The sequence below is a fragment of the Kosakonia sp. YIM B13588 genome, assembly GCF_042788165.1.
GTDB classification, from domain to species: Bacteria; Pseudomonadota; Gammaproteobacteria; order Enterobacterales; family Enterobacteriaceae; genus Kosakonia; species Kosakonia sacchari.
This window is the reverse complement of sequence record NZ_JBHZPO010000007.1, coordinates 215,625-237,337: the sequence shown is the minus strand read 5'-3', so window position 1 is coordinate 237,337 and position 21,713 is coordinate 215,625. Positions and strand designations below refer to the sequence as shown.

The 21,713-nt window shown below is 56.4% G+C and carries 21 protein-coding genes; 11 read left to right on the top strand and 10 right to left on the bottom strand.

Translation table 11 applies throughout. The annotated features are described in order from the left end of the window. Positions 1-12 precede the first annotated feature (12 nt). The 7 genes from pxpA to ACFX4U_RS14340 all read right to left on the bottom strand — a co-directional run bounded on the left by pxpA (position 13) and on the right by ACFX4U_RS14340 (position 5,191). Positions 13-750 carry a 5-oxoprolinase subunit PxpA gene (gene pxpA / locus ACFX4U_RS14370; RefSeq protein ID WP_313510156.1) on the bottom strand — a complete coding sequence of 246 codons (738 nt, stop codon included), beginning with the start codon at positions 748-750 and terminating at the stop codon, positions 13-15. Further along, positions 740-1,672 carry a 5-oxoprolinase subunit PxpC gene (pxpC, locus tag ACFX4U_RS14365; RefSeq protein WP_313510154.1) on the bottom strand — a complete coding sequence of 311 codons (933 nt, stop codon included), beginning with the start codon at positions 1,670-1,672 and terminating at the stop codon, positions 740-742. Before pxpC ends, pxpA begins: the two co-directional genes overlap by 11 nt. Beyond that, positions 1,666-2,322 carry a 5-oxoprolinase subunit PxpB gene (gene pxpB, locus ACFX4U_RS14360; RefSeq protein ID WP_313510152.1) on the bottom strand — a complete coding sequence of 219 codons (657 nt, stop codon included), beginning with the start codon at positions 2,320-2,322 and terminating at the stop codon, positions 1,666-1,668. The genes pxpC and pxpB overlap by 7 nt, the downstream gene beginning before the upstream one ends. An 11-nt stretch (positions 2,323-2,333) precedes the next feature. Continuing rightward, a complete protein-coding gene (locus ACFX4U_RS14355) occupies positions 2,334-3,077 on the bottom strand; it encodes a type 2 GTP cyclohydrolase I (protein WP_313510150.1) in 744 nt (247 codons plus the stop codon). Between the two features lie 10 nt (positions 3,078-3,087). Further along, complete coding sequence (gene phrB / locus ACFX4U_RS14350) at positions 3,088-4,500, bottom strand: deoxyribodipyrimidine photo-lyase (RefSeq protein WP_313510149.1); 1,413 nt, start codon at positions 4,498-4,500, stop codon at positions 3,088-3,090. After that, positions 4,497-4,883, bottom strand: coding sequence for a DUF1722 domain-containing protein (locus ACFX4U_RS14345; protein WP_313510146.1), 387 nt, complete (start codon positions 4,881-4,883; stop codon positions 4,497-4,499). The genes phrB and ACFX4U_RS14345 overlap by 4 nt, the downstream gene beginning before the upstream one ends. A gap of 101 nt (positions 4,884-4,984) precedes the next feature. Continuing rightward, positions 4,985-5,191, bottom strand: a complete 207-nt coding sequence (locus ACFX4U_RS14340; RefSeq protein ID WP_017455929.1) for a YbfA family protein — start codon at positions 5,189-5,191, stop codon at positions 4,985-4,987. Positions 5,192-5,607: 416 nt separating this feature from the next. Here ACFX4U_RS14340 and kdpF point away from each other — a divergent pair, with 416 nt between their 5' ends. The 7 genes from kdpF to ACFX4U_RS14305 are packed head-to-tail and all read left to right on the top strand — an operon-like array spanning position 5,608 to position 13,858. Next, a complete protein-coding gene (gene kdpF / locus ACFX4U_RS14335) occupies positions 5,608-5,697 on the top strand; it encodes a K(+)-transporting ATPase subunit F (RefSeq protein ID WP_020457044.1) in 90 nt (29 codons plus the stop codon). Then, a complete protein-coding gene (gene kdpA, locus ACFX4U_RS14330) occupies positions 5,697-7,373 on the top strand; it encodes a potassium-transporting ATPase subunit KdpA (RefSeq protein ID WP_313510145.1) in 1,677 nt (558 codons plus the stop codon). The genes kdpF and kdpA overlap by 1 nt, the downstream gene beginning before the upstream one ends. 20 nt (positions 7,374-7,393) lie before the next feature. Next, complete coding sequence (gene kdpB / locus ACFX4U_RS14325; RefSeq protein ID WP_313510142.1) at positions 7,394-9,442, top strand: potassium-transporting ATPase subunit KdpB; 2,049 nt, start codon at positions 7,394-7,396, stop codon at positions 9,440-9,442. Between the two features lie 13 nt (positions 9,443-9,455). Continuing rightward, a complete protein-coding gene (kdpC, locus tag ACFX4U_RS14320; protein WP_086871568.1) occupies positions 9,456-10,031 on the top strand; it encodes a potassium-transporting ATPase subunit KdpC in 576 nt (191 codons plus the stop codon). Positions 10,032-10,034: 3 nt separating this feature from the next. Further along, positions 10,035-12,722: a two-component system sensor histidine kinase KdpD gene (gene kdpD, locus ACFX4U_RS14315; protein ID WP_313510137.1), complete on the top strand. Its 2,688-nt coding sequence runs from the start codon at positions 10,035-10,037 to the stop codon at positions 12,720-12,722. Further along, positions 12,719-13,396, top strand: coding sequence for a two-component system response regulator KdpE (kdpE, locus tag ACFX4U_RS14310; protein WP_305736734.1), 678 nt, complete (start codon positions 12,719-12,721; stop codon positions 13,394-13,396). The genes kdpD and kdpE overlap by 4 nt, the downstream gene beginning before the upstream one ends. Before the next feature lie 33 nt (positions 13,397-13,429). Beyond that, entirely contained in the window at positions 13,430-13,858 is a 429-nt protein-coding gene (locus tag ACFX4U_RS14305; RefSeq protein ID WP_017455922.1) for an EamA family transporter, read from the top strand. Between the two features lie 51 nt (positions 13,859-13,909). Here ACFX4U_RS14305 and pgm read toward each other — a convergent pair whose 3' ends face one another. Together pgm and seqA are read right to left on the bottom strand one after the other, a co-directional pair. Then, positions 13,910-15,550, bottom strand: a complete 1,641-nt coding sequence (gene pgm / locus ACFX4U_RS14300) for a phosphoglucomutase (alpha-D-glucose-1,6-bisphosphate-dependent) (RefSeq protein ID WP_313510134.1) — start codon at positions 15,548-15,550, stop codon at positions 13,910-13,912. Between the two features lie 24 nt (positions 15,551-15,574). Continuing rightward, entirely contained in the window at positions 15,575-16,132 is a 558-nt protein-coding gene (gene seqA / locus ACFX4U_RS14295; protein WP_313510132.1) for a replication initiation negative regulator SeqA, read from the bottom strand. Positions 16,133-16,314: 182 nt separating this feature from the next. On the opposite strand from seqA, the gene ybfF reads away from it, so the two are divergent. The 4 genes from ybfF to fur all read left to right on the top strand — a co-directional run bounded on the left by ybfF (position 16,315) and on the right by fur (position 18,934). Next, entirely contained in the window at positions 16,315-17,088 is a 774-nt protein-coding gene (gene ybfF / locus ACFX4U_RS14290) for an esterase (protein WP_313510130.1), read from the top strand. A gap of 132 nt (positions 17,089-17,220) precedes the next feature. Continuing rightward, positions 17,221-17,502 carry a LexA regulated protein gene (gene ybfE / locus ACFX4U_RS14285; RefSeq protein WP_017455918.1) on the top strand — a complete coding sequence of 94 codons (282 nt, stop codon included), beginning with the start codon at positions 17,221-17,223 and terminating at the stop codon, positions 17,500-17,502. Positions 17,503-17,665: 163 nt separating this feature from the next. After that, positions 17,666-18,196: a flavodoxin FldA gene (fldA, locus tag ACFX4U_RS14280; protein ID WP_170956365.1), complete on the top strand. Its 531-nt coding sequence runs from the start codon at positions 17,666-17,668 to the stop codon at positions 18,194-18,196. Between the two features lie 291 nt (positions 18,197-18,487). Then, positions 18,488-18,934: a ferric iron uptake transcriptional regulator gene (fur, locus tag ACFX4U_RS14275; protein WP_007373881.1), complete on the top strand. Its 447-nt coding sequence runs from the start codon at positions 18,488-18,490 to the stop codon at positions 18,932-18,934. 115 nt (positions 18,935-19,049) lie between these two features. Here fur and ACFX4U_RS14270 read toward each other — a convergent pair whose 3' ends face one another. After that, positions 19,050-21,704 (bottom strand): beta-N-acetylhexosaminidase, encoded by a 2,655-nt coding sequence (locus ACFX4U_RS14270; protein ID WP_313510127.1) that lies wholly within the window; start codon positions 21,702-21,704, stop codon positions 19,050-19,052. Positions 21,705-21,713: the final 9 nt, after the last annotated feature.

Here is a 21,713-nt window from a genome sequence, read left to right as displayed (position 1 = left end):
AAACTCCTTGCGTTAGTGGGCGGAAATCATCACGCCACGTTGGGCGAAGGCGCTATGTAAGCGGCGGGCAAACAGCAGCGCGTGCTCACCATCGCCATGCAGGCAGACCGTTTGCGCCTGCACATTAACAAACTCACCGCTGACGCACCTCACCCGGCCTTCAAGCACCATGTCCAGCGTTTGCGCCAGCGCCAGATTGTCATCATCAATCAGTGCGCCCGGCTCACTGCGCGGCACCAACCGACCATCGGGGAGGTAGCCGCGATCGGCAAACACCTCCTGGCGCGTACGCAAACCATAACGCTCACCGGCATGAATTAACTCGCTGCCCGCCAGCCCAACCAGAATCAATGCGGGATCTGCATCATAAACCGCTCCAGCAATTGCATCGGCCAGCGCCGCGTCATCCGCCGCCTGGTTGTAGAGCATACCGTGCGGTTTCACATGGTGCAGTTTGCCGCCTTCTGCACAAACCATCGCCGCCAGCGCGCCAATTTGATACAGCATTTGGGCATAGACCCTATCCGGCGGCAGATGCATCGGCGTGCGGCCAAAGTTTTCCCGGTCCGGGAAGGAGGGATGCGCGCCCACCGCCACGCCGTTACGCAATGCTTCGCGCACGCAGGTCAGCATGGTTTGCGCATCGCCTGCGTGGAAACCGCAGGCGATATTGGCGGAAGAAACAAGCTGGAGTAACGCCGCATCGTTGCCGCAGCCTTCGCCGAGATCGGCATTTAAATCAATCTTCATTGTGCAGACGCCATGCCAGTTGATTGAGATAGATTCGCTGCTCGCGCCGCGCCTTCAGCGCCTCATCCAGCGAGCACTGAACAAAGTGTATCGGCTGCCCGAGCGGGATCTGCGCCAGGTGGTACATATCCGCCTCGATAATGCAGGCAATTCGCGGGTAACCGCCGGTAGTCTGGGCATCATTCATCAACACTATCGGTTGCCCGTTAGAGGGAACCTGCACGACGCCCGGCAACAAGCCGTGGGAAAGCAGTTCGCGCGACGTGGTGCGCACCAACGGTTGCCCCTGCAAACGGTAACCCATGCGGTTACTCTGCGGGCTTATCTGCCACGGCAAACGCCAGAATGCCTCTTGCGAGGCGCTGTCAAATTCGTGATATTCCGGCCCCTGCAACGCGCGAATGCGGTTGCCCCACAGCAACTGTTTTACCCCCTGCTGTGTGTGAAAATGGCGGACAGGTTCGCCCAGCGGCAATACATCGCCATCGCGCAATAGCCGCCCTTCCAGCCCGCCGATGGCGGTTTTCAGATCGGTGCTGACCGAGCCCATTACCGCCGGCACGGCAAAGCTGCCGGCAACCGCAAGATAGCTGCGCACACCGTGCAGCGGCCTTTTCAACACCAGTCGCTGCCCGGCTTTTGCCGCAAACCGCCAGCCGGTCCACACCGCTTTACCGTCAAGCTTCGCCTCACAACCTGCGCCAGTAAGCGCAAACCAGGCATCGCGACCAAACTCCACTTCGCACTGACCAAAAGTAATTTCCAGCGCCGCCGCCTCCGGCGCGTTCCCCACCAGCGCATTGGCAATCTGCAGCGCAGGCTCGTCCAGCGCGCCGCAGTAGCTGACGCCGGACTGGCGCAAGCCAATACGTTTGCCACCCTGCAAGGTGGTATACATTCCCGCGCGGATAATTTTCAGCATACGCCCTCCTTGCGCGGCACAAACCGCAGCGTGTCGCCCGGACGTAATAACACCGGCTCCGGCAAGCGCGGGTTGAACAACGCCAGATCGGTGCGGCCAATCAGGTTCCAGCCGCCAGGCGTTTCCAGTGGGTAAATGCCGGTTTGCGCGCCGCCAATGGCGACAGAACCGGCGGGAACACTCACACGCGGTTCGGCGCGGCGCGGAGTGGCAAGCGCCCCCGGCATCCCGCCCAGATAAGGGAAACCGGGCTGGAAGCCAAGAAACCACACCACGTAATCAATAGAAGCATGCAGCTCAACGACCTGTTTTTCCGTCATCCGGCAGTGTTCCGCCACCAGCCCCAGATCCGGCCCGGCCGCTTTGCCGTACAGCACCGGGATCTCAATGGATCGTGACTCGGGCTCCAGCGCCTCGCTCTCTTCCCACCAGCGCTGTAAACGCTCAATCGCGTCAAGCGCCAGCGAATGGGGATCGCGCAGCACCACCGTGATGTTATTCATCCCCGGAATGGCTTCCACCACGTCCGGCACGTCCGCCAGGCGTTGTGTCAGTCGCCAGATACGCTTTTGCGTCGCCAGTTGTACCGGTGGCTCCAGTTCCAGCACCACCGCGCTTTCACCTAACAAATAACACCGTGCTCGCTGCACTTGCACTCTCCTTACGCCGGGTTCGGAATATCAATAAACGTGACGTCAAGATCGGTATTTTCATTCAGCCAGTCGCTGAGCGCGCGAATGCCACCGCGCTCGGTGGCGTGGTGGCCCGCAGAGTAGAAATGCAGCCCCTGTTCACGGGCAGAGTGAATGGTCTGCTCGGAGACTTCGCCGGTGATAAACGCATCAACACCGAAGCGGGCCGCTTTATCAATAAAGCCCTGCCCGCCGCCGGTACACCAGGCAACGCGGGTGATTTTTTCCGGCCCGGTATCGCCACACCACAGCGGCTTGCGGCCAAGGCGCGCCTCAATCCACGACGCCAGTTCCCCTCCAGGAACCGGCATGGAGAGTTCGCCCCACGGCAACAACTCTTCAATTTCACCCATCACGTTAATGCCGAGCAACGCCGCCAGTTGGGCGTTATTGCCAAGCTGTGGGTGCGCGTCGAGCGGCAGGTGCCAGCCGTACAGGTTGATATCGTTCGCCAGTAACGTTTTCAGGCGGTTGCGCTTCATCCCGCGGATGATCGGCGCTTCGTTTTTCCAGAAATAGCCGTGATGCACAATCACCGCGTCCGCCTGCTGGCGTACTGCTTCGTCCAGCAATGCCTGGCATGCGGTCACGCCGGTGATAATTTTCTGTACCGTTTCCCGCCCTTCAACCTGTAGCCCGTTCGGGCCGTAATCACTGAACGCCGCACTATTAAGTTTTTCGTTAATCAGTTTTTCCAGATCGGTATTTTTCATCATCACTCCTTTACGCTTTACGGGCAGCTTCATAGGCCGCCAGCGTGGCGGTACGCGCCTGTTTATGGTCAACAACCGGGCGGGGATAATCGAGTTTTACCCCGTGTTTATCCGCCCAGTCCCAGGGTTGATGCACCGATTTTTCCGGCACCTTTTTCAGTTCAGGTAGCCAGTGGCGAATAAACGCGCCGTCAGCATCAAAGCGTTCACCCTGCGTGGTCGGGTTAAAAATACGAAAATAGGGAGCCGCATCGGTGCCCGTCGAGGCCGCCCACTGCCAGCCGCCATTGTTCGCCGCGAAATCGCCATCGATCAACTGCGACATAAAATAACGCTCCCCATGACGCCAGTCGATAAGTAAGTCCTTGACCAGAAAGCTCGCGGTTATCATCCGTAAGCGGTTGTGCATCCAGCCGGTGGCGTTCAACTGGCGCATTGCCGCATCAACAATCGGGTAGCCGGTGTTGCCGCGTTGCCAGGCTTGCAGATGGTCGGCGTTTTCCTGCCACTGCACCTTATCAGTCCAGGCTATAAAAGGGCGATGCTTACAGAGTGCCGGATGATAAGTCATCAGATGGCGATAAAATTCGCGCCAAATCAGCTCATTTAGCCACACGGCTCCCGGCCCGCCGTCGAGCGCCCGCGGTTGTTCAGCCAGCAGACGATGCAGGCACTGGCGCGGCGATAACGCGCCAATCGCCAGACACGCCGACAAGCGACTGGTGCCTTCGATTGCCGGGAAATCGCGCTGCTGCTCATACGCTGCCGCCTGCTGCTGGCAAAACTGACGCAGCCGCGCGATAGCGCTTTTCTCATCGGCCGGGAACAGGTTTTCGTCAAAATTCTGCTGCGGGTAATCAAGCGTAATCGGTTCTGGCGCGACGTCGACACCTTCACGCGGGTGCGGCGCGGCAACACACTGGGGCAGATCTTCTTTTAACCGGCGCAGAAAGGCGTTTTTAAAAGGCGTAAAGACTTTATACATCTCATGATTGCCGGTCATCACGCTGCCAGGTGGCAGCATCACGCTATCGTCAAAGCCCTGGCAGGCGACATTCGGCAGCGCTTTTTCGACCGCGACGTCGCGCTGTCGCTCGTTAAATTCGTATTGATAGTTGTAAAAGAGATGGCTGACTTGCTCGCTTTCACAGACATCCACCACCGTTTGCACGCTGTCGGTAAAATCCGCCGCTTCCCGGTAAATCAATGGAATGCCCTTTTCCGCCAGCGCCTGCCGCAGGGCGTTGAGATGCGCATTGAGATAGGCTGCCTGGCGTGGCGCCATATTATGTTGCCGCCACTGTGCCGGCGTGGCGATAAACAGGGCTTTTACCTGCGCGTTATCGCTGCGACAGGCGGCCGCAAGCGCAAGATTGTCATGCACGCGCAAATCCGCGCGAAACCAGACCAAATGGGTGGTCATACCGCTCCTAATATCCGTAACGTAAGCACCGCGCCTCTGGCCGGGGGCAAAACGCGTTTCCCGGCCAGGGACGCGTCGGGAAATTCAACCATATAGTGTTTGAGTAAGGTCTTCGGTGCAAGCCGTGGCTGGGTTCGCTGGCGGTAACGATCAATCCGCGTGGCGAGTACGGGCTGCTGATGGGTATGAGGCGTTTGATAAAAGCCAGGCATCAGCGCCCGGGTGGGTTTGCGCCGCGTGGCTTGCGCCAGGCGGGTCGGCGTAAATGTCTGCCCGGGAGAAAGCAATTTAGCGACGAGAGTAAGCTCTGTATGGACGCCGTAAAAACATAAAGCTTTCCCGGGCAAACAGGCACGAATGTCAGCAGGAATTTGCTCGCGCATCACGGCTCCTTTTTCTACCCGCAGTAAGTGCAGTCAAAGGCCGCAGGTAAAAAAAAGCCACCGCAAAGGCGGTGGCGATGAGGTTTGCTGTGTGTCGTCGATTAATAAAAATCGCAGGCTACTTTCTCTGCCTGCTCCATCCACACCGGTTTATCGCTGGTTTTTGCCCAGACGCGATGCAGATAGCTATAAAAACGTGCGCGGTCTTTCCAGAACAACATTACCGGCAACGCCAGCACACCCGCCAGAACGGCGAAAGCACGTCGCATCAACACAATATGAGCCGGAAACGCTTTGTATGTGTCCATAATTCTCTCCCCTTTATCAGGCCGGTAAGCAGCACCGGAAAATAATAAACCACCACTGAAAGTCACTAACGTAAAAACCAGGGCGGCACTGAAATCTGGTTAAAATAGTACCGTTTTGTTTGTAATTTTACTACTCATCCGACCACTATTTTTTGCCAATTTTGGCTTTATTTACATTGAGCCGGTAAATAAGTTACAAAACGGTTAAATTAATACTAACCACCAGTTAAATTGTGGATTATTGGTTGAGCATGGTAACCCCAGTTAAAGGGGCTACGCATATCCACATCACTCCACCTGCGCACTCCGCGCGATTTTTATATTTTTTTTACACCTCGCCCGCCGATTTTTGCGAAATCTTTGCGTCGAAAATTCTACTTTTTCTGCACATCGTTAAATCACCCTGGAGGTGGATTGTGAGTGCAGGCGTAGTCATCGGCATCGTGCTGGTTTTCCTGTTATTGGGCTATCTGGTTTATGCCCTGATCAACGCGGAGGCTTTCTGATGGCCGCTCAGGCGTTTCTTCTGATTGCCAGCTTCCTGCTGGTATTGTTTATCCTCGCGCGCCCGCTCGGTTCGCTGCTGGCGAAAATGATCGCCGGGCAGCCGCTGCCCGGCGTGCGCGGTGTGGAAAACCTCCTCTGCCGCGGGCTCGGTATTGATACCCGTGAAATGAACTGGCGCCACTATTTGCTGGCGGTTTTGTGGCTGAATATCTTCGGCCTGGTGCTGCTGTTTGCGATGCTGATGCTGCAAGGCATTCTGCCGCTCAACCCACAAAACCTGCCGGGACTTTCCTGGCATCTGGCGCTGAACACCGCCGTCAGCTTTATCTCTAACACCAACTGGCAGGCGTACTCAGGGGAGAGCACCCTGAGCTATTTCAGCCAGATGGCTGGGCTGACGGTACAAAACTTCTTATCCGCCGCGACGGGTATTGCTGTGGTCTTTGCGCTGATCCGCGCTTTTTCACGCCGCAGTATGGAGACGCTCGGTAACGCCTGGGTCGATATCACGCGTATTACCCTGTGGCTGTTGTTGCCTATCGCACTGCTGATTGCGCTGTTTTTTATTCAGCAAGGCGTGCTGCAAAACTTTTCAACATACCAGGCTTATACCTCACTGGAAGGTGTGCAACATCTGATGCCGATGGGGCCGGTAGCATCGCAAGAAGCGATAAAAATGCTCGGCACCAACGGCGGCGGCTTCTTTAACGCTAACTCGTCGCATCCATTTGAAAACCCAACTGCTTTAACCAATTTTGTGCAGATGCTGGCGATCTTCCTGATCCCGGCGGCGCTGTGCTTCGCCTTTGGTGATGCAGTTGGCGATCGCCGCCAGGGACACATGTTGCTGTGGGCAATGTCGATTATTTTCGTCATCTGCGCCGGGATTGTGATGTGGGCGGAATTACAGGGTAACCCGCACTTCCTGACGCTCGGCGGCGATAGCGCCATCAATATGGAAGGGAAAGAGAGCCGTTTTGGCATTCTGGCCAGCAGCTTGTACGCCGTGGTCACCACCGCAGCTTCTTGCGGCGCGGTCAACGCCATGCACGACTCGTTTACCGCGCTTGGCGGCATGATCCCGATGTGGCTGATGCAGATTGGCGAAGTGGTGTTCGGCGGCGTGGGTTCAGGTCTGTACGGCATGCTGCTGTTTGTGCTGCTGGCGGTGTTTATCGCCGGGCTGATGATTGGCCGCACGCCTGAATTCCTCGGCAAGAAAATTGACGTGCGTGAAATGAAAATGACCGCGCTGGCGATCCTTGTCACCCCGGCTCTGGTGCTGATTGGCACCGCGCTGGCAATGATGACCGACGCCGGTCGTAGCGGCATGTTCAACCCCGGCATTCACGGCTTTAGTGAAGTGCTGTACGCCGTTTCATCCGCCGCCAATAACAACGGCAGCGCCTTTGCGGGCTTAAGCGCCAATACGCCGTTCTGGAACTGTTTGCTGGCGTTTTGCATGTTCTTTGGTCGCTTCGGTGTGATTGTGCCGGTGATGGCGATTGCCGGTTCACTGGTAGCGAAGAAAATTCAACCGACCAGCTCCGGCACCCTGCCAACGCATGGCGCGCTGTTTATCGGCCTGCTGATCGGCACCGTGTTACTGGTCGGCGCTTTAACCTTTATTCCAGCCCTGGCGCTCGGCCCGGTGGCGGAATACCTGCAATTTTAAGAGTGGCGGAGACGCGTTATATGAGTCGTAAACAACTGGCGCTTTTCGAACCGAATCTTGTTCGCCAGGCGCTGATGGATTCCGTGACCAAGTTAAGCCCGCATGTGCAGTGGCGTAACCCGGTAATGTTCATTGTCTGGATTGGCAGCGTGTTAACTACCCTGCTGGCGCTGGCAATGGCGACCGGTCATCTCGACGGCAGTGCGTGGTTCACCGGCGCGATCAGCGTATGGCTGTGGGTGACGGTTCTGTTCGCCAACTTTGCCGAAGCGCTGGCCGAAGGCCGCAGTAAAGCGCAGGCCAACAGCCTGAAAGGGGTGAAAAAGACCGCGTTTGCTCGCAAACTTCGTGCCCCGCAGCATGACGCGCAAATCGACCACATTCCGGCGGAAGATCTGCGCAAAGGCGACATCGTGCTGGTGGAAGCAGGCGACATTATCCCCTGCGATGGCGAAGTGATCGAAGGCGGCGCGTCGGTGGATGAGAGCGCGATCACCGGGGAGTCCGCACCGGTGATTCGTGAGTCCGGCGGCGATTTTGCCTCGGTAACGGGCGGTACACGCATTCTCTCTGACTGGCTGGTGATCCAGTGCAGCGTTAACCCTGGAGAAACCTTCCTTGATCGCATGATCGCGATGGTGGAAGGCGCGCAACGGCGTAAAACGCCGAACGAAATCGCGCTGACCATCTTGCTGGTGGCACTAACAATAGTGTTCCTGCTGGCAACGGCAACGTTGTGGCCCTTCTCCGTGTATGGCGGCACGCCGGTGAGTGTCACCGTGCTGGTTGCCCTGCTGGTGTGTCTCATCCCAACCACTATCGGCGGGCTGCTTTCCGCGATTGGTGTCGCGGGGATGAGCCGCATGCTGGGCGCAAACGTCATTGCTACCAGCGGTCGCGCGGTGGAAGCGGCGGGCGATGTCGACGTGTTATTGCTGGATAAAACCGGCACCATCACGCTGGGTAACCGCCAGGCGTCGGATTTCCTGCCCGCCCAGGGCGTGGATGAAAAAACGCTGGCCGATGCCGCACAGCTCTCATCCCTGGCCGATGAAACGCCGGAAGGCCGCAGTATTGTTATCCTGGCGAAACAGCGCTTTAACTTGCGTGAGCGCGATATGCAGAGCCTGCAAGCGACCTTTGTGCCATTCACCGCGCAAACCCGGATGAGCGGAATTAACGTGCAGGACCGGATGATCCGCAAAGGTTCCGTCGATGCGATTCGCCGCCATATCGAAGCGAATGGCGGTCAGTTCCCGGCTGATGTCGAAGCGCTGGTCGAACGCGTGGCGCGCCAGGGAGCAACGCCGCTGGTGGTTGCCGAAGGGGCAAAAGTGCTGGGCGTGATCGCGCTGAAAGATATCGTCAAAGGCGGCATTAAAGAGCGTTTTGCCCAGTTACGCAAAATGGGTATTAAAACGGTGATGATTACCGGCGATAACCGCCTGACCGCCGCGGCGATTGCCGCCGAAGCGGGTGTCGACGATTTTCTGGCCGAAGCGACACCGGAAGCCAAGCTGGCGCTGATCCGCCAGTATCAGGCGGAAGGCAGGCTGGTAGCGATGACCGGCGATGGCACCAACGACGCCCCCGCGCTGGCGCAGGCGGATGTGGCGGTCGCGATGAACTCCGGTACGCAGGCGGCGAAAGAAGCGGGCAACATGGTGGATTTGGATTCCAACCCCACCAAGCTGATTGAAGTGGTGCATATCGGCAAACAGATGCTGATGACGCGCGGCTCGCTGACCACCTTCAGTATCGCTAACGATGTGGCGAAGTACTTCGCCATTATCCCGGCGGCGTTTGCGGCGACCTATCCGCAACTGAATATGCTCAACGTGATGCACCTGCACTCCCCGGCGTCGGCGATTTTGAGCGCCGTGATTTTTAACGCGCTGGTGATTGTGTTTCTGATCCCACTGGCATTGAAAGGGGTGAGCTACAAACCGCTGACCGCCTCTGCCATGCTGCGTCGCAACCTGTGGATCTACGGGCTGGGCGGTTTGATCGTGCCGTTTATTGGCATCAAAGCGATCGACCTTATTCTCACGTTGTTCGGCCTGGTGTAAGAGGAAGATAAAAATGGCTTTATTACGTCCCGCATTTCTGCTTTTGATACTCTTTACCCTGATTACCGGCGGGCTGTATCCGCTGCTGACCACCGCGCTGGGGCAGTGGTGGTTTCACGATCAGGCCAACGGCTCACTTATTCGTGAAGGCGACAATGTGCGTGGCTCACGCCTGTTAGGCCAGGACTTTACCCAACCGGGATATTTTCATGGTCGCCCTTCCGCCACGGCGGACGCGCCTTATAATCCTATGGCGTCCGGCGGCAGTAACCTGGCGGGTAGCAACCCGGAGCTGGATAAAGAAGTGGCGCAGCGCGTCGCACAACTGCGGGCCGATAACCCGCAAGCGGATACGCATGTACCGGTAGAGCTCATTACCACTTCGGCCAGCGGCCTTGATGGGCAGTTATCTCCGCAGGCCGCAGAATGGCAGATCCCGCGGGTGGCGCAGGCGCGCAACCTGCCGGTGCAGGTGGTGGCGAAACTGGTGGCCGAGCATACCTCAACGCCGCTGGTGAATTTTATCGGCCAACCGGTGGTGAATGTGGTGGAACTTAATCTGGCGCTGGATGCGCTCAAGGACAAATAAAGCATGACTGATGAGCCTTTGCGCCCCAATCCTGACCGCCTGCTGGAGCATGCTGCCACCGCACACCGGGGCAAGCTGAAAGTCTTTTTTGGCGCCTGCGCCGGGGTAGGGAAAACCTTTGCGATGCTGCAGGAAGCACAGCGGCTGCGGGCACAAGGGCTGGATATCCTGATTGGCGTCGTGGAAACCCACGGCCGAAAAGAGACCGCCGCGTTGCTGGAGGGGCTGGCAACGCAGCCCGCCCGGCGTATTCATCATCGCGGACGCTTAATTCAGGAGTTTGATCTGGACGCCGCCCTTGCGCGGCGTCCGGCGCTTATTTTGATGGACGAGCTGGCGCACAGTAACGCGCCCGGCTCGCGCCACCCGAAACGCTGGCAGGATGTCGAAGAGCTGCTGGAAGCGGGAATTGATGTTTTCACCACCGTCAACGTTCAGCACCTTGAAAGCCTGAACGATGTGGTCAGCGGCGTGACCGGCATTCAGGTGCGCGAAACGGTGCCGGATCCTTTCTTTGACAGCGCCGATGAAGTGGTGCTGGTGGATTTACCGCCGGATGATCTGCGCCAGCGTCTGCACGAAGGCAAAGTCTATATTGGCGGTCAGGCGGAACGCGCGATTGAACACTTCTTCCGTAAAGGCAACCTGATTGCCCTGCGCGAACTGGCGCTGCGCCGCACAGCCGATCGCGTGGATGACCAAATGCGCGCCTGGCGTGACCGCCAGGGCGAAGAAAAAGTCTGGCACACACGTGACGCGATTCTGCTTTGCGTCGGCCACGGTGCAGGCAATGAGAAGCTGATCCGCACTGCCGCACGCCTGGCAGCAAAGCTCGGCAGCGCCTGGCATGCGGTGTATGTCGAAACCCCAACGTTGCATAAGCTACCGGAACCTCAGCGGCGGGCGATTTTAAGTTCGCTACGTCTGGCGCAGGAGCTGGGCGCAGAAACCGCCACCCTTTCCGATCCGGCGGAAGACCGCGCCATTTTGCGTTACGCGCGCGAACATAATCTCGGCAAAATTCTGATTGGCAGACGCAACAAACGCCAGTGGTGGAGCCGGGAATCCTTTGCCGACAAGCTTGCCAGGCGTGCGCCGGATCTCGATCTGGTGATTATCGCGCTGGAAGATGCGCCAACTCCCCTACCCGCCCGCGCCGGGGATGTGCGACCGTTTATGGATCGCTTTCGCGTGCAGCTTAAAGGCTCCGTTGTCGCGCTTGCGCTTTGCGCCGCCATTACGTTAATTGCCATGCAGTGGCTGACGGCGTTTGATGCCGCCAACCTGGTGATGATCTATCTGCTTGGCGTGGTGCTGGTGGCGCTGTTTTTTGGCCGCTGGCCCTCCGCGTTCGCCACAGTCATTAACGTCGTCAGCTTCGATCTCTTTTTTATTGCCCCGCGCGGCACACTGGCGGTTTCTGATGTGCAGTACCTGTTGACGTTTGGCGTAATGCTGACGGTAGGCCTGGTGATTGGCAACCTGACGGCCGGTGTTCGTTATCAGGCGCGCGTGGCGCGCTACCGGGAGCAGCGCACCCGCCATCTGTATGAGATGTCAAAAGCGCTGGCGGTTGGGCGTAGCAATCAGGATATCGCCGCGACCAGCGAAACCTTTATCCACTCCACTTTTAATGCGCGCAGCAAACTGCTGCTGCCGGACAGCCACGGCCAGTTAGCGGCCGTGACGCAGACGCACGGCATGACGCCGTGGGATGACGCCATCGCCCGCTGGAGTTTTGATAAAGGCCAGCCGGCAGGCGCGGGCACCGATACGCTGCCCGGCGTGCCGTATCAAATTTTGCCGCTAAAAAGCGATCAAAAAACCCATGGCTTGTTGATTGTTGAACCGGCGAATCTTCGTCAGTTAATGATCCCGGAGCAGCAGCGCCTGCTGGAAACTTTCACCCTGCTGGTCGCCAGCGCGCTGGAGCGCCAGGCATTAGCCACCAGCGAGGAGCAGGCGCGGCTTGCCAGCGAGCGCGAAAGCATCCGCAACTCGTTGCTGGCTGCACTGTCTCACGATCTGCGCACGCCGCTGACCGTGCTGTTTGGTCAGGCGGAGATCCTGACGCTGGATCTGGCGAGCGAAGGCTCAGCACATGCGCCGCAAGCCAACGAAATCCGCCAGCATGTGCTGAATACCACGCGGCTGGTGAACAATTTGCTGGATATGGCGCGCATCCAGTCTGGCGGCTTTAACCTGAAAAAAGAGTGGCTGACCCTCGAAGAGGTAATTGGCAGTGCGTTGCGAACGCTGGAGCCAGGGCTTGGCGGCCAGCATATTGCGCTCGACCTGCCCGACCCGCTGATGCTGGTGCATGTGGACGGCCCGTTGTTTGAGCGCGTGCTGATTAATCTGCTGGAAAATGCGGTGAAATATGCCGGGCATCGCGCCGAAATCGGCATTACCGCGCACAGCACACCGGACCAGTTAACGCTGGATGTATGGGATAACGGGCCGGGGATCCCCGCAGGTCAGGAAGCGGCGATTTTCGATAAATTCGCCCGCGGTACTAAAGAGTCAGCCATTCCCGGCGTTGGGCTGGGGCTGGCGATTTGCCAGGCGATTGTCGAGGTGCATGGCGGCACCATCGCCGCCCGTAACCGCCCACAAGGCGGCGCGCTGTTTTGTGTTACACTTCCACGGGAAACACCGCCGCAACTGGATGAATTACCTGAGGATCTGTGATCAACGTTCTGATTGTTGAAGATGAACAAGCTATCCGCCGTTTTCTGCGTACCGCGCTGGAAGCCGAGGGGCTGCGCGTCCATGAAGCAGAAACATTACAGCGTGGGTTAATTGAAGCCGCCACCCGCAAACCGGACCTGGTGATCCTCGATTTGGGGCTACCGGATGGTGACGGGCTCGACTTTATCCGTGACCTGCGCCAGTGGAGCAAGATGCCGGTGATTGTGCTCTCTGCGCGTACAGAAGAGAGTGACAAAATCGCCGCGCTGGATGCGGGTGCCGACGATTATCTCAGCAAGCCGTTTGGCATTGGCGAATTGCAGGCGCGCCTGCGCGTCGCACTGCGCCGCCATGCCGCAGCTACCCCCGATGAGCCGGTGGTGACGTTTTCGGATATCCGTGTCGATCTGGCTAACCGCCGGATTCAGCGCGGTGATGAAGAGCTTCATCTCACGCCGATTGAGTTTCGCCTGCTGGCGGTGCTGCTCAATAACCACGGGAAAGTCCTGACGCAGCGCCAGCTGCTTAGCCAGGTCTGGGGCCCTAATGCCGTGGAACACAGCCATTACTTGCGTATTTATATGGGGCATCTGCGGCAAAAGCTGGAGGTCGATCCGGCGCGCCCTCGCCATTTACTGACGGAAACAGGTATCGGCTACCGGTTTATGCTCTGACGGCGTATCCTTCTGATTTTTGGGAGGGTAATCATGAGTGCCTGGTTAATTTATGCCTTGTTGTCGGCGCTGACCGCTGCGCTGGTCGCCATTTTCGGCAAAATCGGTTTACAACATCTTGATGCTAATACCGCTACCGCCATCCGCGCGGTGGTGATGGCAATTTTTCTGGTCGGCGTGGTGGTGGTTCAGGGCAAGCTGTCGCTGATTTCGACGGTTTTCGCCGATAAAAAAGCGCTGCTGTTTGTGGTGCTAAGCGGCGTGGCCGGTGCGCTGTCGTGGCTGTTCTACTTTATGGCGATCAAAACCGGGAATGTGTCGCGCGTGGCGCCGATTGATAAGCTCAGCGTGGTGTTTGCGGTGATTCTGGCGGTAGTGCTGTTTGGCGAGAAGGTTTCTCTGATTTCTGGCGCGGGTGTCGCGCTGATCACCGCCGGGGCGCTGATGGTGGCGCTGGGGTAATCGCTAACAGGCAGTAAAAAGGCTCCCGAGGGAGCCTTTTCTTTTCAGCACTTAGGCGTTTTTTAGCACTTCGCTGACAATCTCTACCGCTTCTTTTTCGATCTGCTTACGGTGTTCAGCACCGAGGAAGCTTTCACAGTAGATTTTGTAGGCATCTTCAGTGCCTGACGGACGCGCGGCAAACCAGCCGTTGTCGGTCATCACTTTCAACCCGCCAATCGATGCGCCGTTGCCCGGTGCCGCAGTAAGACGCGCAGTGATCGGATCACCAGCGAGCGTGCTGGCGCTAACCATTTCCGGGGAAAGTTTAGACAGTGCCGCTTTCTGTGCGGAAGAGGCAGAAGCCTGCAAACGGTTGTAGCTCGGCGCACCGAAACGTTCTGCCAGCTCATCGTAGTGCTGCTGCGGGTTTTTCCCGGTGACAGCGGTGATTTCCGCAGCCAGCAGACACATGATGATACCGTCTTTATCCGTTGACCACGGCGTGCCGTCAAAACGCAGGAAAGAAGCCCCCGCGCTCTCTTCGCCGCCGAAGCCGAAGCTGCCATCGTGCAGACCATCGACAAACCATTTAAAGCCGACCGGCACTTCCACCAGTTTGCGGCCCAGGTCATTCACTACGCGGTCGATCATCGCAGACGAAACCAGCGTTTTACCAACAGCAACCTCTTTGCCCCAGTGCGGACGGTGCTGGAACAGGTAATTTATCGCCACCGCCAGGTAGTGGTTCGGGTTCATCAGGCCAGCCGGTGTAACAATGCCGTGACGGTCGTAGTCCGGATCGTTGGCGAAGGCCAGATCAAACTTGTCACGCAGCGCCAGCAAGCCCGCCATGGCGCACTCGGAGGAGCAATCCATACGGATAACGCCATCTTTATCGAGATGCATAAAGCGGAACGTCTGATCGACCTGATCGTTAACGATGGTCAAATCCAGCTTGTAGTGCTCAGCAATGCGTTTCCAGTACTCAATACCGGAGCCACCCAGCGGGTCAACACCCAGTTTCAGACCCGCTTTCTGGATAGCCGCCATATCGACGATATCCGCCAGCCCTTCAATAAACGGCTGTACCAGATCTTTTTCCGTCACATGGCCGGACGCCAGCGCGGCATCCAGCGTAATGCGTTTTACGCCTTTCAGGCCGTCTGCCAGCAGTGCGTTAGCACGATCTTCCACCACTTTGGTGACGTTGGTGTCCGCCGGGCCGCCGTTCGGCGGGTTGTATTTGATCCCACCATCTTCCGGTGGGTTATGCGACGGCGTAATAACGATACCGTCCGCCTGCGCGCCGCCGTTTTTGTTGTGAACCAGGATAGCGTTTGAGATGGCAGGCGTCGGCGTGAAGCCATTATTTTCCTGCACGATAATGTCCACACCGTTGGCTGCCAGCACTTCCAGCACAGAGATAAACGCCGGTTCAGACAGCGCGTGGGTATCTTTACCCACATAGCACGGGCCGGTAATACCGTTTTTCGCACGCTCTTCGGCGATAGCCTGAGCGATGGCGAGGATATGTTGCTCGTTGAAGCTGTGGCGACCTGCGCTGCCACGGTGGCCGGATGTTCCGAACTTCACCGCATGTTCTGAATTTCCGACTTCCGGTTTCAGCACGTAATACTGCGCAGTAAGCTGAGCGACGTTGATCAAATCGCCCTGTTGTGCAGGTTGCCCCGCACGCGGATGGTTAGCCATTGCCTGGTCCTTTCAATGCAAGGATTAAATTGTGCCGCAAACTTTTTCAATCAATTCCGCGGGGAACTGCATTGATTGCATGATGTGCTCGATCATGCTGCATTTACGACCCGTATTGGTGTTGGTGATGACCCAGTAAGGGGTGTTCGGCACCTGTTTCGGCTTGGTTTGATTGCCGTTTTGCAAAAGTGTTTGCTCGTTCGCGGCAAAGTATACGCGGGTGCGCCCATGCAGAGACTCGGTGGATTCCGTAAACCCTTTTTCATCCAGTAAGTAGAGTGTAGACAGCACCAGCAGGAAACGATTCACCGCCTTTTTCTGCTCGGCGTATTCATCAGACAGAAGCAGCTCGCGAACGGCACGGACTTTGTCTTTGGCGGTGTTTGTCGGTTTAACCCCTTCAACGGTGGTGACAGTACGCGTCTCTTTTACCGGCGCGAGGGAAGCGGCAGGCTGCGATGATTGAGGAACGGCGGAAAATTTTAACATGCGCCGTAAAATGTCGGATGCGCTCTCGCCAATGTGCTTCGTGTGGCTGGCAATATAACTGTAGAGCTCATCATCAACTTCGATCGTTTTCATCTTAATCCAGTGCGATATCTTATCTGAATACAAGTGTTGGGATTATAAAGTGAAATCTCAACAGCGGATAGCGTCAAACCAGGATGGCGGCAAAAGTAAGAGTAATTCTTAACCTTGCGGCCGGGCGGCAGAATGTTCAACATAATAACCTAACCCGAATCAGTGAAAAAAAGAACTTTGCCATGAAATTGAATACGCGCGCGCAAACTGCGCAACATCCGCACAACAATTCTCCGATCGTCCTTGTTCACGGCCTTTTTGGTAGTCTCGATAACCTTGGCGTGCTCGCCCGTGAGCTGGTTCAGGATCACGAAGTGCTGCAAGTGGATATGCGTAACCACGGTCTTTCAGAACGCGCCTCAGAAATGAACTACCCGGCAATGGCGCAGGATCTGCTGGATACGCTGGACGCTCATCAGCTCGACAAAGCGACCTTTATTGGCCACTCCATGGGCGGTAAAGCCGTGATGGCATTAACAGCGCTCGCGCCGGAGCGTATTGATCAACTGGTGGCGATTGATATTGCGCCTGTGGATTACCAGGTGCGCCGCCATGACGAAATTTTTGCCGCCATCAACGCGGTCAGTGATGCAGAAGCATCCACTCGTCAGCAAGCTGCGGCCCTGATGCGCGAACATATAAATGAAGAAGGTGTCATTCAGTTCCTGCTGAAATCCTTTGTCGACGGCGCGTGGCGTTTCAACGTGCCGGTGTTATGGGAGCAATACCCGCATATTGTCGGCTGGGAAACGGTTCCGGCATGGAACAAATCGGCCCTGTTTGTTCGCGGTGGAAACTCTCCTTACGTCACTGAAGCCTACCGTGACACGCTGCTGGCGCAGTTCCCACAAGCGCGAGCGCATGTCATTGCCGGTGCCGGCCACTGGGTACATGCCGAGAAACCCGACGCGGTTTTGCGCGCTATCCGTCGCTATCTCGCTGAAAAGACGAATTGATTAAAAAGGCGGCGACTGGTCGTTTCAACGCGCCCGGTCGTTGGCGTGTCCGTTGTGCTGATGTATGATGGCGCGCTATTCAGCCCGGGCGCGCCGCCCGATTGCTTGTTTTTCCCGTAGTATGCTTAGACCATGGCTAAAGAACAAACGGACCGTACGACACTAGATCTGTTCGCGAATGAGCGTCGCCCGGGACGGCCGAAGACAAACCCGCTCTCGCGCGATGAACAGTTGCGCATCAACAAACGCAATCAGCTAAAACGCGATAAAGTTCGTGGGCTTAAGCGTGTCGAATTAAAACTCAACGTGGAAGCCGTCGATGCGTTAAACGAGCTGGCGGAAGCGCGTGATATGAGCCGCAGCGAGCTTATCGAAGAGATGCTGCTGGCGCAGCTGAAAGCATTGCGCGGCTAGCGAATCCTCCGAAACATCATCGAAATAACACTTTCATGTGTCATACAGTGCAGTCCGACGCGATAGCAGTTTCCGCGTGCTTCCCTGTTCTGCTATGATTGCCCTTATCTGTGGGCGTAGCGCCACCACCATACTCATTAAGTTTCAAGAGGTTATTTTACTCATGGCAATTACAGGCATTTTCTTCGGCAGCGACACCGGCAACACCGAAAACATCGCGAAAATGATTCAGAGTCAGCTTGGTAAAGACGTTGCCGACGTACATGACATTGCCAAGAGCAGCAAGGAAGATATCGAAGGGTATGACATTCTGTTGCTCGGCATTCCTACCTGGTACTATGGTGAAGCGCAGTGCGACTGGGATGACTTTTTCCCGACGCTGGAAGAGATCGACTTTAACGGTAAATTAGTTGCGCTGTTCGGATGTGGCGACCAGGAAGATTACGCGGAATATTTCTGCGATGCGCTGGGCACCATTCGCGATATCATCGAACCGCGCGGCGCGACCATCGTTGGTCACTGGCCGACTGCGGGCTACCATTTTGAAGCCTCTAAAGGTCTCGCCGACGACGACCACTTCGTTGGCCTGGCGATTGATGAAGACCGTCAACCCGAGATGACCTCAGAACGCGTACAGAAATGGGTAAAACAGGTTCGCGAAGAGCTGCACCTGGACGATATCATTAACGCCTGATTTTTTACGGCGTAATCTGTGGGTTACGCCGTATTGATAGATAAAAGCAATGGAAATAATTGCTACAAATTTTTAACTTTTTTCTCCATCGCTGTACAATGAGCCCTGCTAAACTGGGTGCCGTCGTAAAGGACTTTGCTGGCGACACCACGTTTTATAAGCTTACTTTACTTGAGGGCTTGCAGTTTTCATCCAGCCATGGCAGTTCTATAATGAGACGCATTACCCCAGGTGCATTCCTTATAACTTCCGCTAAGGAAGTGAATCGTATAGCAACAGGACAGATTCCGCATGACTGACAACAATACCGCATTAAAGAAGGCCGGCCTGAAAGTCACGCTTCCTCGGTTAAAAATCCTTGAAGTGCTTCAGGAACCGGATAACCATCATGTCAGTGCGGAAGATTTATACAAACGACTGATCGACATGGGCGAAGAGATCGGGCTGGCAACGGTTTATCGTGTACTGAACCAGTTTGATGACGCCGGGATTGTGACCCGTCATAACTTCGAAGGCGGCAAGTCCGTTTTTGAACTGACTCAGCAACATCACCACGATCACCTGATCTGCCTCGATTGCGGCAAGGTGATTGAATTCAGTGATGACTCCATTGAAGCGCGTCAGCGTGAAATCGCCGCGAAACACGGCATTCGCCTGACTAACCACAGTCTTTACCTTTACGGCCACTGCGCCGAAGGTGACTGCCGCGAAGATGAACACGCGCACGACGCGAAATAACAGCTTTTGAAGCCTAAAAAGCCAACCTGACGGTTGGCTTTTTTTTGCCTGCAATACCGGCTCTGAAAGAAAAACCCGGCAAGCTCGCGCCGCCGGGTTTAATCACTGCCTCACATTACGCTTTTACGCTGTCGACACGGCTAAAGCGTTTGCCGTCCGGGCTGGCAGTGCGCACCTGCACTTCCCCGCTCACTTGCGGACGCGCTTTATCATCGTAGCGCTGCCAGTTTTTACCGCCGTCGGTTGAGAACTCAACCATCATGCCAGGGAAGCTGGTATTGGCTTCAAGTTTCCCACCAACCACGCGCGCGCCCGGTACTGGCAGGCGGTAATGAATACCAGCCTTATCCAGTTTCGCCAGTTCGCGATGACCTAACAGGTTCGCAAAGCGTTGCCAGTCACGCTCCAGCGCTTTCACATCCACCAGATGTGTTTCGCCGCCTTTGTATTCACGCCCGGCTTTGTAATCCTGCTCCCAGCCCGCGCGGTGCCATGCACGTTCAGCCACCGAAACCATACGCGGATAGATCATGTACTCCATCTGGTTATCGGTGCGCACCACCTCGCTCCACAGCTGCGCAGAAAGGCCATACGCGCCCGGCCACGGTTTGTCGGACTTCGCGCTAAACGGGTTGCCATCGCGATCGAGCGAGGTTTCCGCGTTCTGCGGCATGTTGTCCGGGGCGAAGCTGAAAATCTTACGTTCATCGCTAAAACGCGTGCCCCAGTAGTAGCCGCTTTCCGCCGGGTTGACCTCATTCGGGAAGTCAAGATACACGTAATCAGGGTTGGAGACGACAACACGGAAGCCTTTGTTCGCCCAGTCATTGACCGAGTCAAAACCGCCCCAGTAGAGCGTATCCCAGAAGTTAACATTGACGTGATCGGTGGCGAACACCGACGCGTCTTTGGCATCTTTCAAACCGTCCTGCCACGCCTGCATTGTGCCGATACCGTGCGCTTTCACCAGCTTGCTGACTTCCACGCCGAAATAACTGGAGAGATGTTCAACATCGGCTACTTTGCCCTCTTTGATCATCGCCTGGCAGGCTTGCGATTTCGCCCACGGCTTATCCTGATTGCTCTGATCGATAATCCCTTTGCCCGCTTCCGGTTTTTTCTGATCCGTATAGCCTGCGCCCAGATAGATGTTTTTCGCTTCGTCACCGCCAAAATGCCAGGTGTTTAGCGGCAGCCCGGCTTCTTTATGCATCTGCTGGATTTCGCCAATCACTTTGTTCACAAAGTTACGCGACGAATCAAGGCACGGATTGAGATAGCCGGTACGGTTATAGAACTGCACACCGGTGGTGTTCGAGGTGTCAGTAGGATCCAGCAGGCGATATTGCTGCGCCTCTTTCTCTTTGCCCGCATTCATCAGACGCTCGTATCGCGCTTCCATTGAGATCACCGCAGCACGTGCATGGGCAGGCATATCGATTTCCGGGATCACTTCAATTTGTCGCGCTTTGGCATATTTGAGGATCTCGATGTAATCCGCACGGCTAAAGTGGCCGCTGCCGTTGTTATTGCTGTCCGGCCCGGAGCCCAGCTGTGGCAACAGGCACGTTTTCTCACTCAAATCATGACAACGTTTGCTGCCGATATCGGTCAATTCCGGCAGGCCAGGGATCTCAATGCGCCAGCCTTCATCATCCGTTAGATGGAAATGGAATTTGTTCAGTTTGTACGCCGACATCTGATCCAACAGGCGCAGCACCGCCGCTTTACTGTGGAAGTTGCGCCCGACATCCAACTGAATGCCGCGATAATCAAAACGTGGCGCATCTTTCGCTTCAAGCGCGGCAATTTTCATCTCGCCCGTGGCAGGGATGAGCGACAGCAGCGATTGCAGACCGTAGAACACCCCCGCCTGATCGTAGCCAGTCACTACGGTTTCTTTCGCGCCAATGTGTAACTGGTAAGCGCCAGAAACCGCCTCGTCGCCGCTAAAGGCGTTGCTGGCAATTTCAGTCCGCAGCGGATAACTGCCCTCTTTCACCCCCAGCAAGGCAAAACGCGATTTCACCGCATCTTGCGCATCGGCACTGAGTGCTGAGAGATCCAGCTTCACGCCCTTACTCAGATCGACATCCTGCCCGTGGATGTTAACGTGCTGCGGCGTTGGCACAATCTGGCCACGCAGCGACGCGAGATTTAGCGTTTTCACATCGCTATTTTTCTCAAAGCGCGCCTCGGCAGTCATCAGGATATTTTTGTCGTCCGGCGTACGTTTCCACTGGTTATCAAGCGGCGTAACGAAGCGGGATAAATCTTCCGTGTCCGTATTGGCAATGACTTTCGCCGTCGCGCCGTCGGCGGTGACGTACCAGCGCGGCAGCACGTCGGTGATAAACAACTGCCAGTATTCATTGATAATCGGGATCTCTATCGCCTGCTTCGCCGGGAAACCGGTAAATTTGCCGGTCGGCTCCAGCTTATGCAAGTCGCCCATAATGTGGGTCACTTTGAACTGATCGTTTGCTACCTCCAGCACCGGGCGAATGCTGTGAAAATAGATGGCCCACGCGTTGTCGTTTACCGCGTCGCCATTATTGGTCAGGGTGATCACCGCTTTGTTGCAGGAAGCCCAATCCGCGCCGAGCTTCGCGCAGTCAACGCCGTGTTGCGCGGCGAAATTATCTTTCACCGCATAGTTAAGATGAAACTGGCTGATAGCATCCACGGTACTCTGATTCGCCAGCGCCGCAGTGCTGCCCAGCATCGCCAGTACGGCACTGGCGAGCATACTTAAACGAACTGTTTTCATTACGTATTC

Excerpts from the sequence above, each read along its gene's own strand:
- pxpA (WP_313510156.1), bottom strand. The coding sequence starts at position 750 with ATGAAGATTGATTTAAATGCCGATCTCGGCGAAGGCTGCGGCAACGAT.
- pxpC (WP_313510154.1), bottom strand. The coding sequence starts at position 1,672 with ATGCTGAAAATTATCCGCGCGGGAATGTATACCACCTTGCAGGGTGGC.
- ACFX4U_RS14355 (WP_313510150.1), bottom strand. The coding sequence starts at position 3,077 with ATGAAAAATACCGATCTGGAAAAACTGATTAACGAAAAACTTAATAGT.
- phrB (WP_313510149.1), bottom strand. The coding sequence starts at position 4,500 with ATGACCACCCATTTGGTCTGGTTTCGCGCGGATTTGCGCGTGCATGAC.
- ACFX4U_RS14345 (WP_313510146.1), bottom strand. The coding sequence starts at position 4,883 with ATGCGCGAGCAAATTCCTGCTGACATTCGTGCCTGTTTGCCCGGGAAA.
- ACFX4U_RS14340 (WP_017455929.1), bottom strand. The coding sequence starts at position 5,191 with ATGGACACATACAAAGCGTTTCCGGCTCATATTGTGTTGATGCGACGT.
- kdpA (WP_313510145.1), top strand. The coding sequence starts at position 5,697 with ATGGCCGCTCAGGCGTTTCTTCTGATTGCCAGCTTCCTGCTGGTATTG.
- kdpB (WP_313510142.1), top strand. The coding sequence starts at position 7,394 with ATGAGTCGTAAACAACTGGCGCTTTTCGAACCGAATCTTGTTCGCCAG.
- kdpC (WP_086871568.1), top strand. The coding sequence starts at position 9,456 with ATGGCTTTATTACGTCCCGCATTTCTGCTTTTGATACTCTTTACCCTG.
- kdpD (WP_313510137.1), top strand. The coding sequence starts at position 10,035 with ATGACTGATGAGCCTTTGCGCCCCAATCCTGACCGCCTGCTGGAGCAT.
- ACFX4U_RS14305 (WP_017455922.1), top strand. The coding sequence starts at position 13,430 with ATGAGTGCCTGGTTAATTTATGCCTTGTTGTCGGCGCTGACCGCTGCG.
- pgm (WP_313510134.1), bottom strand. The coding sequence starts at position 15,550 with ATGGCTAACCATCCGCGTGCGGGGCAACCTGCACAACAGGGCGATTTG.
- seqA (WP_313510132.1), bottom strand. The coding sequence starts at position 16,132 with ATGAAAACGATCGAAGTTGATGATGAGCTCTACAGTTATATTGCCAGC.
- ybfF (WP_313510130.1), top strand. The coding sequence starts at position 16,315 with ATGAAATTGAATACGCGCGCGCAAACTGCGCAACATCCGCACAACAAT.
- ybfE (WP_017455918.1), top strand. The coding sequence starts at position 17,221 with ATGGCTAAAGAACAAACGGACCGTACGACACTAGATCTGTTCGCGAAT.
- fldA (WP_170956365.1), top strand. The coding sequence starts at position 17,666 with ATGGCAATTACAGGCATTTTCTTCGGCAGCGACACCGGCAACACCGAA.
- fur (WP_007373881.1), top strand. The coding sequence starts at position 18,488 with ATGACTGACAACAATACCGCATTAAAGAAGGCCGGCCTGAAAGTCACG.
- ACFX4U_RS14270 (WP_313510127.1), bottom strand. The coding sequence starts at position 21,704 with ATGAAAACAGTTCGTTTAAGTATGCTCGCCAGTGCCGTACTGGCGATG.